Annotated in this window: 12 protein-coding genes; 4 read left to right on the top strand and 8 right to left on the bottom strand. The window is 70.7% G+C overall.

Features of this window, described 5'->3' with window-relative positions; genetic code table 11:
- Positions 1-20: 20 nt before the first annotated feature.
- The 5 genes from ACJ8AN_RS09620 to ACJ8AN_RS09600 all read right to left on the bottom strand — a co-directional run bounded on the left by ACJ8AN_RS09620 (position 21) and on the right by ACJ8AN_RS09600 (position 5,205).
- Entirely contained in the window at positions 21-752 is a 732-nt protein-coding gene (locus tag ACJ8AN_RS09620; RefSeq protein WP_407754975.1) for an esterase/lipase family protein, read from the bottom strand.
- Between the two features lie 37 nt (positions 753-789).
- The gene (locus tag ACJ8AN_RS09615; protein WP_407754974.1) at positions 790-1,926 is read right to left on the bottom strand and encodes an esterase/lipase family protein; all 1,137 of its coding nucleotides are present in this window, start codon (positions 1,924-1,926) and stop codon (positions 790-792) included.
- 75 nt (positions 1,927-2,001) lie between these two features.
- Positions 2,002-3,981 (bottom strand): ATP-binding protein, encoded by a 1,980-nt coding sequence (locus ACJ8AN_RS09610; RefSeq protein WP_407754973.1) that lies wholly within the window; start codon positions 3,979-3,981, stop codon positions 2,002-2,004.
- Between the two features lie 105 nt (positions 3,982-4,086).
- Entirely contained in the window at positions 4,087-4,521 is a 435-nt protein-coding gene (locus ACJ8AN_RS09605; protein ID WP_407754972.1) for a hypothetical protein, read from the bottom strand.
- 288 nt (positions 4,522-4,809) lie between these two features.
- Positions 4,810-5,205 (bottom strand): hypothetical protein, encoded by a 396-nt coding sequence (locus ACJ8AN_RS09600; protein WP_407754971.1) that lies wholly within the window; start codon positions 5,203-5,205, stop codon positions 4,810-4,812.
- Positions 5,206-5,507: 302 nt separating this feature from the next.
- On the opposite strand from ACJ8AN_RS09600, the gene ACJ8AN_RS09595 reads away from it, so the two are divergent.
- Together ACJ8AN_RS09595 and ACJ8AN_RS09590 are read left to right on the top strand one after the other, a co-directional pair.
- A complete protein-coding gene (locus tag ACJ8AN_RS09595; RefSeq protein WP_407754970.1) occupies positions 5,508-6,113 on the top strand; it encodes an adenylate/guanylate cyclase domain-containing protein in 606 nt (201 codons plus the stop codon).
- Between the two features lie 36 nt (positions 6,114-6,149).
- On the top strand, positions 6,150-6,800 hold the full coding sequence (locus ACJ8AN_RS09590; RefSeq protein ID WP_407754969.1) for a glutathione S-transferase family protein: 651 nt from the start codon (positions 6,150-6,152) through the stop codon (positions 6,798-6,800).
- Positions 6,801-6,810: 10 nt separating this feature from the next.
- Here ACJ8AN_RS09590 and ACJ8AN_RS09585 read toward each other — a convergent pair whose 3' ends face one another.
- The 3 genes from ACJ8AN_RS09585 to ACJ8AN_RS09575 all read right to left on the bottom strand — a co-directional run bounded on the left by ACJ8AN_RS09585 (position 6,811) and on the right by ACJ8AN_RS09575 (position 9,966).
- Positions 6,811-7,419 (bottom strand): HAD family hydrolase, encoded by a 609-nt coding sequence (locus tag ACJ8AN_RS09585; RefSeq protein ID WP_407754968.1) that lies wholly within the window; start codon positions 7,417-7,419, stop codon positions 6,811-6,813.
- Between the two features lie 14 nt (positions 7,420-7,433).
- Entirely contained in the window at positions 7,434-9,329 is a 1,896-nt protein-coding gene (locus tag ACJ8AN_RS09580) for a methyl-accepting chemotaxis protein (RefSeq protein WP_407754967.1), read from the bottom strand.
- 202 nt (positions 9,330-9,531) lie between these two features.
- Positions 9,532-9,966, bottom strand: a complete 435-nt coding sequence (locus tag ACJ8AN_RS09575; RefSeq protein WP_407754966.1) for a host attachment protein — start codon at positions 9,964-9,966, stop codon at positions 9,532-9,534.
- 196 nt (positions 9,967-10,162) lie between these two features.
- On the opposite strand from ACJ8AN_RS09575, the gene ACJ8AN_RS09570 reads away from it, so the two are divergent.
- Both ACJ8AN_RS09570 and ACJ8AN_RS09565 read left to right on the top strand, forming a co-directional pair.
- Positions 10,163-11,326: a M20 family metallopeptidase gene (locus tag ACJ8AN_RS09570; RefSeq protein WP_407754965.1), complete on the top strand. Its 1,164-nt coding sequence runs from the start codon at positions 10,163-10,165 to the stop codon at positions 11,324-11,326.
- 48 nt (positions 11,327-11,374) lie between these two features.
- Entirely contained in the window at positions 11,375-12,640 is a 1,266-nt protein-coding gene (locus ACJ8AN_RS09565; RefSeq protein WP_407754964.1) for a PEGA domain-containing protein, read from the top strand.

Below are 12,640 nucleotides of genomic sequence, written 5' to 3'. Positions count from 1 at the left end.
AGACGGGCCCGGGACGGCGGCTACTTGCTGGAGGCCTGGGCCAGCGTCTCCACGGTCGCGGAGATGACGGCCGGGCTGGTGAGCATCATCTGGTGGGCGAGCACCACGAAGGTGCGCTCCTGGGCACCCGCGAAGCGCGCGCTCTCGGCGGGCACCACGGTGCTGTCGAGCGGCGTCCAGAAGCTCCACGCCTCGGTGTCGCCGAGGGGCTTCTCGCTCCGGTTGAGCGCGCGCAGGAAGTCACTGTCCGGGCGCATCTGCACCAGCGCCGGATCCGCCTTGAGGTACGCCGCCCGCGTGCCGTGGTGCGGCCCCGAGATGGAGATGAAGCGGCGCACGCGCGGCTGGCCTCCCAACTCCTGCATCCAGTAGCGCGAGGACAGCGTGCCCTGGCTGAAGGCCACCACGTCGATGCGCTCGGCCCCGGTGCGCTTGCGCAGGCCCTCGGCCGCGCCGCGGATTTGATAGGCCATCACCTCAATGGGCATCTGCCCGTTGTTGGGGTGCAGGCGCACCGCGTGCAGCCGCTCCTTCGGCCAGCCGGCCTCCTCGAACGCATCCATCATCGCGAAGAAGGAGCCCGGTTCGGCATCGGTGCCGTGCACGAAGAGCACGGGCACGTGCTCGGGACGGGACTCGGGGGCCACGGGGGCGCTGGCACAGCCCGTCACGGCGCACAGCAGCGCCAGCACGAGCAGGGCCCGGGGCGCGCGGAGGGCACTCGGAGTGGAGTCGCGGAGGAGGGAGTTCAAGGAGTGGCTCCAGGGCAGGGACTGGAGCCGCTGTGTATCAGGTCTCCAGCAGGACGAAATCCACCACGGTGCTCCACAGGCGCTCGAACTGGACCCGGCGGAAGCCCGAGCCCGAGATGAGCCAGTCCACATGGGGCGGCCGGTGCGCCGGCTGGTCGAAGTGGCCGATGGCATCCAGGTGGTCCGCGCGCACGGCCGCGAGCACCCGCCCGTACACCTGCGAGCGCGTGGGGACGATGCCATCACAGGCCTGCGGGCCGGGCATGGCCCCATAGGCCTCCACGAGCGCCGCCGTCTGCGCTGGGGTGTGCAGGGGAATGGCGGTGAGGGGCATGTGCTGGGTGCGCCCGTAGAGGAAGCCGTACACCGTCTGGGTGATTTGGGCGTACGGGTCCAGCCCCGCGCTCAGCCGCGCGCGCAGCGAGGGCGGCCGGGCCTGGGTGATGACCGAGCCGTAGCGCACCCCGGGCCTGTCCTCGGTGCTCGCGTTGAAGAGATCGATACCCTCGGGGGTGAGCTGGGGGACGAGCGAGGCATCGCTGCCCACGTCGCCCAGGAAGCGGACGAGCTCCTCGCGGCGCTCGGTGGAGAAGTCGCCCAGCAGCTGCTCGAAGAGCTGATCCAACAGCGTGGGGCGGAAGCCGAGCTGCTCGTCCCAGCGCGTGAGCAGGCTGCCGAGCCGGAAGGCCACGCTCAGCGGCAGCCGGCCGAAGCGCAGCACGTACACGGTGAAGAGCGAGAGCAGTTGCAGCAGCTTCTGCCCGAAGAGCCCGAGGAAGAAGGAGGCCAGGGGCGTGCCCGCGTGCGGGGTGGACACCGTCACCAGCGTGCGCACCCGGCGCGCGTAGGGCTCGGCGTCGAGTCCCTCGCCCAGCGAGGCGCCCGGGCTGAGGAAGAGCCGCGCGTCGAGCCCACCGGTGGAGTGGCCGATGAGGTGGAGGGGGCCGTCGTCGTCCCGGGCCCGGCTGGCTTCAATGGCCTTGAGGAGATCCGCGGCGCGCGTGCGGATGGAGCCGGTGGGGTGCGAGAGCACCTGGACCACCTCGACGTCCACGCCGCGGCGCGCCATCTCCGCCACGAAGTAGTCGCGCACGTGCCCGAAGTAGAGCAGCTCTCCCAGGTTGGCGAAGCCGAAGAAACCGGGGACCAGGTAGATGTGATGCTTCACCGCCATGGACCCAACCTTCCGGGGTCCGGGCCTCCAACTCAAGCCCCACGTGCACGGCTGGGCCCACCGTGGGCCCGGGTCTCAGCCGTAGGCGAGCAGGCGCTCGGGTTTGGGCTCCTCGTCTTCCTGTTCCTGGAGGGCCGGCAGCGACAGCACGAAGGTGGTGCCGCGCCCCTGGGTGCTGCGCACTTCGATCTGCCCGCCCACGGATTGGATGATGGAGTGGCAGATGGCGAGTCCCAGGCCGGTGCCCACGCCCACCGGCTTGGTGGTGAAGAAGGGGTCGAAGATGCGCTGCTGCACCTCCGCGCTCATGCCCGACCCATTGTCCTCCACCTCCACCATCACCCACTTCGAGTCCTTGCTCCAGGTGGAGATGCGCAGGCGGTTGCCCTCGGGGCGCTTGTCCGGGAAGGCCTGCAACGCGTTCACCAGCAGGTTCACCAGCACCTGGCTCAGGCGCGCCTCGTTGCCCAGGATGGGGGGCACCGGCTTGAGCGCACGCTCCAGCCGGACGTTGCCGCGTTGCAGCTCGTGGCGCACCAGCCGCAGCGCCCCCTCGATGAGCTGGTGGATGTGGATGGGGCCCCGGCGCTCCTCGTCCGAGCGCGCGTAGGTCTTCAGGTCCTGGACGATGGCCCGGACGCGGTTGGCCCCCTCCTGCGTCTCCGCCACCACCTCGCGCAGCTCCGGCAGGGCCTCGGGCAGGAGGGCCGGCTCGGCGAGCTGCTCTTGCAGGAAGGTGAGGTTGGAGCAGACGTAGGCCAGCGGGTTGTTGATTTCGTGCGCCACGCCGGCCGCCAACGTCCCCATGGAGGTCATCCGGTCCGCGAGCCTCAGCTGCGTCTCCATGCGCTTGTGCTCGGTGAGGTCGCGGATGATGGCCACCAGGGCGGGCTGGCCGTCGGCCCCGGGGAAGACGGCCCGCTTGGTGAGCAACGCCCGGGGGAGTCCGTTGGTGTCGATGAAGCTCTGCTCGTTCTCGCCGGGCTGGTGGGTGGTGAAGCTCTGCTCGTCCTGCTGCCAGAAGGTCCGCGCCTCCTGCTCGGGCAGGAAGTCGACGTTGCTCCTGCCCAGCAGCTCCTGCGCGGGGCGGCCCACGAGCTGGCAGAAGGCGCTGTTCACCGCCACCCAGCGGTGCGACCGGTCCTTGACGAAGAGCGGATCCGGCACCGCGTCGAGCGTGTGGCGCAGGAAGTCGCGCGTGCGCTCCAGCTCGGCATGGGCCTGGATGCGCTCCAGCTCCGCGCCCGCGCGCGCCGCGAAGGCGCCCAGCAGCGCGAAGTCCATCTCCCCCGCATCGAGCAGCTGATCATGCAGGATGGCCAGCACCCCGATGACCTCGCCCTTGGAGCTCCTCAGCGCCGCGCCCAGGTAGCCGCGCAGGCCGAGGTCCGTCAGCATCAGATCCTCGGGGAATTGCCGGCTCACCTCATCCGCGTAGTGGCAGATGGAGCAGGCGACGGTGTTGTGGCAGGGCGTCCCGCTCAGCGGGTACGTCACGTCCTGCTGGAAGGCGCCCCGGCTCCAGAAGGCGAGCGTCCGGATCGAATCGTGCTCGGGGAGCATCTGGCCCACCATGGCGCAGGTGACGCGGAACGCCTCGGCCAGCTGCTTCACCAGGGTGCGGAAGAAGTCGTGGCCGAGGTCGGCCGTGGTGGCGGCCAGCAGGGTCTGCAGGGCCCTGTCCGGAGGCACGCGCGAGGCCCCCGGCGCTCCCGAGGCCTCATGGGACCGGGAGGGAATGCCCATGCGCCGGGCGAGCGTGAGCAGGTTGGGCGCCCACTGCTCTCCGGCCGGCGAGATGCACTCGCTGGCTCCGGCGCGGATCAGCTCCTCCTGTTCGGCCAGCGAGCGGCGCGTCAGCATCACCAGGCAGGTGCGTGACAGGGAGCAGACGGAGGCCAGCCGCCGGCAGCTCCCGAGGGCCCGCTCCATCGGTCCTTCCACGTCCCAGAGCACCACCAGGCCCGGAGGGAAGACCGACGGAAGCGTGTGGCTCTCCAGGGCGAGGTGGCGGCATTCGATGGCGAGCCCCGCAGTCTGGAGTTCTCGCTCCAACTCGTCACTTACGGAGCGTGGGATACCCAGGAACGTTGCGTACATGGCGGTCATCTTCGAGCCTCCACGCCCCTCCCGGTGCGTGAGGCCCAGGGCGTGCGGGGCTCAGCCTACCTTGCGGGACAGCATCACGGCATGGGGGTCCACGTTCTGGACGGCGAGCCGGTGGTCCCGGTGTCGGCTGAACCACTTCGCGTCGCCCTCGGCCGTGTCGGGATCCAGGAAATAGGCCACGTCATCGCGCGAGCCGGGCTTGCCGTGCTCTCCGTTCCACTCCAACACGCCCCAGCGCAGCAGGGGGCTGAAGATGTGGTGATCCCACACGTACGCCGCGTGCCACTTGAGTTCACCGGCCGAGGCGAGCGGCGCCACGGTACGCCCCTCGCGCTGCGCGTTCTTGTACTCGGCGAAGGCCTTGGCGTCCTCTTCGGCGCTCTTCGGGTTGACGAAGTAGGCGACGTCCCGGCGCGGCGCCAATGCGGACAGGCCTCCGCATTTCTCCACGACACCCGCGCACTCCACCACGATCCAATTGATCATCGGCCTACCGATTTTGTGATCCCACTCCAGCGCGACGTACGGCACGGGCAACCCCCAGGCTTTTGGTGTTGGGGAGATTAAAGTCAAAACGGCTCAATTGCATAGACTCGGGTCAGAACGTCTTTTTATGGAAAGACGGACAACCCGAAAAATGTATTTGGGATTTATTTATTCACCCCCAATGGATAGGCGCGGCGGAGTGAAAGGATGGGTGAGAGGTAGGCCCACGTCTTTCGAGGGGGTGTCTGGCTTTGTGGGAGGGGTGGGGAAGGGGAACGAGCAGACGCTTCAGCGCTCGCCGTGGCCCGGAGGGGGTGCGGCCCATGCCCAATACAGGAGCGTGCCCAGCACCCCCGTCCACGGCACGTAGGGCACTCCCGCGAGCACGCCGTCCAGGCACAGGTGGATGCGGCACTCGGGGCGATCCAGCGTGGAGCAGGCGCCGAGGAGCAGCGGCACGTGGCTGGAGATGAAGCCCATGCCCAGCCCGCGAATCACGTCCCCGCGTCCCCACCGGCGCTTGAACACCCGCCACACCGTGGGCAGCACCACCAGCGTGGCCAGCGCGCTGAGCGCCAGCTGCGCGTGCCGCGTCTGGGTGGCGAGCAGCAACACGCACGCCGTCAGCAGCAGCGGCGGCCAGAGCGGGGCGTGCTCATCCTGTCGTTCCTCGGGGTCTGACATGGGAGTGGGTCGGGCGTGGGTCCAACAATAACAGGCGAACACTCGTGACACGCACGTGTCACCTCCAGGACGCCCGCGCTGTCCAGGGACTCTCCGTGCGTTGTGCGTTGCGTCAGTGATGAGTTACTTTCATCGCTATCAAAAGGCGTGATGGGGTGCGGCAGCTGAGCGCCTCGTCCCGGCCGGGCCGAAGGGGTCCGGGTTTCTCTCGCTGGCCCGGCTGGGGGGGGCACGGGCGGAAAAGCGAGTGTCGGTCAGGTAACATTCGCTGCTGTCTGGTCGGGGGGGAAGGAGACGCGTTGATGATGGCGGACGTACCGCAACCGGAACCCAGGAAGGTGGCGACCATCATGTTCACGGACATGGTGGAGCTCAGCCCCGAAGCCCGGCGGGACGAGGCGCTCAACCACGAGCTGCGCGAGGAGCATGGACGGCTCGTTCGCGGGCTGCTGTTGGGGCACGGAGGGCGGGAAATCAAGCAGCTGGAGGACGGTTTCCTCCTGGAGTTCGACGAGGCGCTGCCGGCGGTGGCGTGCGCGCTCGAGTTGCAGTCGGCGCTGTGCGCGCGCAACGAATGTGTCCCGGACGCGCGCCGGGTGGAGCTGCGCATCGGCATCCACCAGGGCTCGGTGGTGCACCAGGATGGGGATGTGTTCGGCGAGGGCGTCAACGTGGCCGCGCGGCTGGAGTCGCTGGCCCGGCCCGGCTCCCTCTACGTGAGCGAGCCCGTGGTGCGCGAGGTGCGGAGCCAGGTGATGGCGCCCGTGGTGCGGCTGAGCCGCGGGGACTTGAAGAACATCCGCCTGCCGGTGTCCGTCTACCGGATTGATCCACCGGTGCGCCGCCGCCGCCGCTCGTGGATGTCGCGGCTGCGCGGCCTGCTGCCCGGCGGGAGCGCGCGCGGCTGAGCCCCGCGCCGGACCGGGGTGCTATAGGGCGCCCCCATGAAAGAGCTCACCCTCGTCGTCGCGTCGAAGAACTACTCCTCCTGGTCGCTGCGGCCCTACCTCGCGCTCGCCCATACCGGGCAGCCCTTCCGCGAGGTGGTGGTGCCGCTGGGCCAGGCGGACACCGCCTCCACCATCGCGAAGTACTCGCCCAGTGGCCGGGTGCCGGCGCTGCAGCACGGCGAGCTCGTCATCTGGGACTCGCTGGCCATCTGCGAGTACCTCGCCGAGCAGTTCCCCCAGGCGAAGCTGTGGCCCCAGGACACCGCGGCGCGCGCGCTGGCCCGCTGCGTCACCGCGGAGATGCACTCGAGCTTCACGGCCCTGCGCAACCACATGCCGATGAACCTGCGCGCGCGCCGGCCCGGCGAGGGCCGCGCTCCGGGCGTCACCGAGGACATCGCCCGCATCAGCGCGCTGTGGAAGGAGTGCCGCTCGCGCTTCGGGCAGGGCGGGCCGTTCCTCTTCGGCGCCTTCTCCATCGCGGACGCCTTCTACGCGCCCGTCGTCACGCGCTTCGTCACCTATGGCGTGGAGCTGGACGCGGTGGGCGCCGCCTACCGTGACGCGGTGCTGGCCCTGCCCGCCATGAAGACCTGGACGGAGGCCGCTCAGGGCGAGCCGCCCGTGGCGCGCTACGAGAAGTGACGGCGGGGCCCTACAGCCCCAGCGCCTTCAACTGCTCGTCGAAGGCCTCGGCGGTGGTGAAGAGGCGGCCGCGGAGGCCCAGCGCGTTCGCGGCCTCGACGAACCCGGGCAGGTCGTCGAAGAAGGCGGCCTCCCCGGGCGCGCACCCCGCGCGCCGCAGCGCCTCCTGGTAGATGGCGGGCTCGGGCTTCACCAGCCCCACCTCGCAGCTGAGCACCAGGCTGTCGAAGCGCCCGAGCAGCGGCACCCGGGGCTTCAGATACGCCGCGTGCAGCACGTTGGTGTTGGACAGCAGCACCAGCTTCACCCGGCCCACCAGTTGCTCCACCCGCGGCAGCACCGCCTCGTGCACGGTGAAGTGGCTGCTCCACAGGGTGTTGAACTCGTCGGCCGGCAGGTCCACGCCCAGCGCGCCGCACACGTCGCGGCGGATGCCCTCGGCTCCCAGCAGGCCCCGGTTGGCCGCCGTCCACCCCGCGCCGGCGATCCGCCGCTCGGCCTCTGCCTGGGGCAGTCCCGCGCGCGCGCCCAGCCTGCGGAAGAGCAGGGCGTTGTCGTGGAAGACGAGCACGTTGCCGAGGTCGAGGATGACGGCGCGTGGGGGCGGAGGAGGGCTCATGGCTGGAGCGCTTCTCACACCCGGTAGCTGCGCGCCACCTGTTGCATCTGCTCGGCCACCTCGCGCAGCGCGTCGGTGACGTTCTGCGAGGCCTGCAGTCCCACCATGGTGTCGTGCATCATGGAGGAGAGGTCCGTCATGGCGTTGAAGATCTCCTCGATGCCGGCGTTCTGCTGACCCACGGCGCTGGCGATCTGCCGCACGGCGTTCATGTTGTCGCGGACGATGCTGCTGAGCGAGTGGATGCTGTCGCCGCTGGTGCGCGCCTGCGCCAGGCCCGCGTCCATGCGCTGCTGGCCCTGCTCGCTGAGCTCCACCGTCTTGAGGATGGCCTGGGTGACTTCCTCGAGCAGGGTGCCCACCTGGGTGGTGGAATGGATGGACTGGTTGGCCAGGGTGCGGATCTCCTTGGCCACGATGGCGAAGCCCTTGCCGTGCTCGCCCGAGCGCACCGCCTCGATGGCGGCGTTGAGCGCGAGCATGTTGGAGCGGTCCGCCAGCCCCTTCACCGTCTGGGTGATGCCGCCGATGCGCTGGGCGCGCTCGTTGAGCGTGCTGATCTGCTCGGCCATCTCCTCCACCTGCTCGCGCAGCTTCTCGAAGCCGCCCATGCTCTCGGTGAGGGCGAGCGCGCCGCCGCGGCCCAGCTCCTCGGCCTGCGTGGCCACCTGGAGCACCGCGCTGGCGCGCTCGGCGGCCACCATGGACGTCTGCTTGATTTCCTGCGCCGTCACCTGCGTCTGCTGGAGCGCCGCGGCCTGGCGGGTGATGTTGCTCTCCTGCTGCGCGGCGGTGCGCGTGAGCTCCTCCACGGTGTCGGTGAGCACGCGCGTGCCGCGCTGGAGGCTCTCCGTCGTCTCGCGCAGCTTGTGCACCATCTGGAAGAAGGACTCGGCCAGCTCGCCCACCTCATCCCCCGTGGACACCTCCAGCTTCTGGGTGAGGTCTCCCTCCTTCACGATGTGGCGCACCACCTGGTTGAGCCGGGTGATGGGCAGGGCGATGCTCCGGGCCAGCAGCAGGGCCACCACGGCCACGGCCAGGCCCACCCCGAGCAGCCCCAGCAGCGTGACGAAGCGCAGCTGGTGCAGCGCGCCGTACACCTCCTCCGGATCCGACAGCGCCACGAAGCGCCAGCCGTCGCCCACGTCGGCGATCTCCGGCCCGTTGATGGCCTCGACGGCCACGGCGTCGGGGATGTTCCACGCCTCCTGGCCGCGCGAGTCGAAGAGCACGGTGCCCGAGGAGTTGCGCACCTCCAGCGCGAAGCTCTCGTTCTTGCGCTTGCGCGCGCGCTCCAGCGCCGTCTTCACCACCTCGCCCACCTGGCCCCAGTCGTACGCGGCCAGCAGTACGCCCATGCGCTGCCCACCCTTGGACTCCATCACCGGCGCCGCCAGGTGCAGCACCTGCATGCCGAAGACGGGGTCCTCCTGGGTGAGCGTGGTGCTGGTGAAGCGCCCCTCCTGGGCCGCCTTGAACCAGGGGGCGTCGCGCACCGCCTCGTCCTTCCCCGCGAAGGAGTCGCGCAGCGCGGGCGTGCTGGCGGCCACGGCCCGGCCCTCGTCGGTGAAGAGCACCAGCCCGGTGAAGGTGGTGTAGCGCAGCTGCAGCCGCGCGAGCACCGCGTCTCCCTGCTCGTAGCTGCCCGTGCGCAGCGCCTCGCGCAACAGCGCGTCCTCGGCCCAGCTGCGCACGCTCGTCTCGCGCTCCACCAGCGAGGCCTCGACCAGGTCCTTGAGACCCTCGGCCTCCACGCGGAGCATCTCGTGCACCTGCTCCTGCATCATCTGCTGGGTCCTGCTCATCCCCACGAAGGTGGAGACGAGCAGCGGCACGAGGGCCAGCAGGGTGACGTACAACGTCAGACGGCCACGCAGCTTGAGGGTGCCGATCAGGGGGAGTCTCATGAATCCGTTGCGTCCGCGCGAGGGCGCCGGAGGGAGGACGTGAATGTCCCCCGGCCACCGCCCCTCCCCACCTGTACCACGGAGCGCGCCCGACGAAAGCGGTCACCTCCCCAGGTACGTCCAGGTGGGAGCCAGGGCCCGTCACGCGGAGGGGCCCGGAGCGGCGAAGAGGCTCCGGACCCCTGCCTATCCGCTTGCCGGGCTAGGTGAGCGGGATGCGCTCGGGCAGCTCGCGGTCGGGCACGTTCACGTAGTCGGCCCGGTAGTCCAGCATCAGCCGCTGGTGGACGCGCGTGCTGATCTGCTTGCGCAGCAGGCCGAGGAAGCCCGGCGGGGCGGCGATGACGAGCCTGTCGTAGGCGTGGTCATTGAGGCCCCGCTCCAGCCGCTGGGCGAGCTCGCGGGCGAAGCGGTCGTGCTCGAACTGCTGGCGTGCGTCCGGCTCGTTCTCGGGTTGGGGTTTGTGAAGGGAGCCGGCGTTGGGGTTGTCCGGCTGGTTGAGCAGGTGCCGGGACATGGACCGGCTCTCCTCGTGAAGGAACTCCTCGCGCAGGTCCCACTTCTCGGCCCGCTCGTCCGTCGCGAAGAGCTTGGCCCGGCTCCCATTGGCCACCAGTATCCACAGCGCGTCCGCCATCGTTCATCCTCCTGGCCTTGAGGTGCGGACCCTCGGTGCCCCCGGCAAGCTTCCTTCCCCCGGAGGGCCTTCGCTGGTGCGCCGGGCGGGCGGGCGCCGGGGCAGCTTCCCTGGAGCCGGGGGCCTGGCATATGCCCGGGGGACGACCGGGGATGCACCCCGGCGGATGAGACGATGTGGCGGGAGGCCGAGGACGATGCGCGAGATGGGTGAAGCGGCGGCCAGCTGGCTGGTGGGCAGGCTGGGGGACATGGAAACAGCGCTCGCCGCGCTGGTGGAGGTGAACTCCTGGACGGAGAACGTGGAGGGCGGCCGTAAGGTGGGCGCCCTGCTGCGCGAGCACTTCGCCATGCCGGGGCTGGAGGCCGAGGTGGTGCCGAGCACGCGGTACGCGGACCACCTCGTGTTCCGCTCGGAGGGCCGGGCGGGGCTCGAGCCGGTGGCGCTGGTGGGCCACCTGGACACGGTGTTTCCGCCGGGGAAGTTCGAGGGCTACCGCAAGGACGGGGCGCTGCGGCGCGGCCCCGGCGTGCTGGACATGAAGGGCGGGCTCGTCACCATCGCCTGGGCGCTCAAGGCGCTCGCGGCCTCGGGCGGGCTCGGGAAGCTGCCCCCGCTGCGGCTGGTGGTGGTGTCGGACGAGGAGGTGGGCTCGCCCGAGGGTGCCGGCGTCATCCAGAAGGCCATCGCCGGGGCGGGCGCCTGCCTCGTCTTCGAGTCCGGCCGGGCCAATGACGCCATCATCACCCGGCGCAAGGGCACGGGCATGGCCACGGCGGTGGCGCACGGGAAGGCGGCCCACGCGGGCAACAACCACCCGGACGGGGCCAATGCCCTCTGGGCCCTGGCGCGCTTCGTGGACCGGGTGCAGCAGCTCACCGACTACCCCCGGGGCCTCACCGTCAACGTGGGCAAGGTGACGGGCGGCCAGGGGAAGAACACCGTGCCGGACCACGCCACGGCCGAGGTGGACCTGCGCTTCTGCACCCGCGCCGACGGGGAGGAGCTGGTGCGCCGCTTCCGCCAGGCCGCCGACGAGGCCGCCGCGAGCGTCCCCGGCACCCGGATTGAAGTGAACGGCGGGGTGGCGCGCGAGCCGCTCGAGCGCACCGAGGCCTCCGCGGCCCTCATGGCGGCGTATGGCACGTGCGCACATGCCTCCGGGCTGGGCCATGGCGAGGCGGCGCTGGTGGGCGGGGGCTCGGACGCCAGCACCTCGTCGTCCATGGGGATTCCGTCCATCGACGGGCTGGGCCCCCGGGGCAAGGGCTTCCACACGGTGGACGAGTTCATCGAGGTGGAAACCCTGATTCCCAAGGCCCAGGCGCTGGCGCGCTACCTCGCTTCCCGAGCGGGATGACCCGTCGAGGACTCCTCGAAGGGCTCTGTTCAGGGTAGAACAGGGCCCATGCGTACCCCCGTCGTGTATATGGCCGGCCTGCTGGCACTCGTCCTGGCCGCCGGCCCGGCCAGAGCGCAGGAGGGCGGCCTCGGGCTGGATCTCTCCGGTGATTCCAATACCCAGACGCCCAAGGAGCAGTCCCAGGAGTCCAGCGAGGGGGCCTCGCAGGACGCCGGGGGCATGGGCCTGGACCTGAGCGGGGGCGCCCCCGCCGGTGCGGACCTGCAGCCGCGCTTCGCGCTGGTGGGCCTGGTGACGCCGGAGAAGGCCGGGGCGGCGGTGGCCAAGCGGTGGATGGGCTGGTTGCAGGCGCAGGCGATGCGCACCGGCAAGGTGGCCCAGGCGGCGGACCCGGCCGAGGCCCGGCAGACACTGGCGGGCGACTACGACGCCGCGTTGCGCTGCGAGGAGGCCTCGTGCCTGAGCGGGCCGGCGGAGACGCTGGACGCGGAGCTCGTCACCACGGCGCGCCTGGCGCTGGAGGACGGGGGCTGGACGCTGCACCTGTGGACGTACGACCGGGACCGGGGCGTGGTGGAGACGGACGTGGTGCAGGGCCGCAAGCCCAATGACAGCAACTTCATCCGCGAGGCGGGCGCCGTGCTCTCCAAGCGCGTGACGGAGCTGGCCCGGCAGCGCGCCCAGCTCAAGGTGAGCTGCAACGTGTCGCAGGCGGTGGTGCGCGTGGGCGAGAAGATGCTGGGCGTGGGCAACGTGGAGGCGAAGCTGCCCCCCGGCGAGGTGCAGCTGGTGGTGGAGGCCGACGAGTACTCCACCTACACGAAGAAGCTGACGCTCGCCCCGGGTGAGACGCAGGAGGTGGCGGTGCGGCTGGAGCTCAACGGCCCCGCGCCGGAAGGCCCCCCGGCGGACGCGGTGGCGAAGGTGACGAAGAAGTCGAGCCGCAAGCCGTCCTCCTCCTCGGGTGGCCCCTCCGTCTTCAGCCGGCCCGCGCTCTACACCGCGGTGGTGGGCCTGGCGGTGCTGGGCGCGGGCGTGGCCATGGGCCTGCCCTTGCAGAACAAGGCGGTGGACGCGAACGGCGACGGCGTGCTGGACCTCACGCGCACCGACTACCTGGCGGCCCGTCAGCAGTCGATGCTCTCCACCGCGCTCATGGCGGGAGGCGGCGCGTTGGCCGGCGGCAGCCTGCTGTGGCTCGTCATCGTTCCCCAGCGCTCGGCGCCGGTGTCCTCCTCGGTGGCCCCGGTCACCAGCGGCAAGGGCTCCAGCGACACGGCCCTCCACCTCGTCATTGGCGGGAGCTTCTGA

The sequence above is a fragment of the Archangium sp. genome (genome assembly GCF_045802675.1).
In the GTDB taxonomy this organism is placed as follows: domain Bacteria; phylum Myxococcota; class Myxococcia; order Myxococcales; family Myxococcaceae; genus Archangium.
This window is presented reverse-complemented; position numbering and strand designations above follow the sequence as displayed.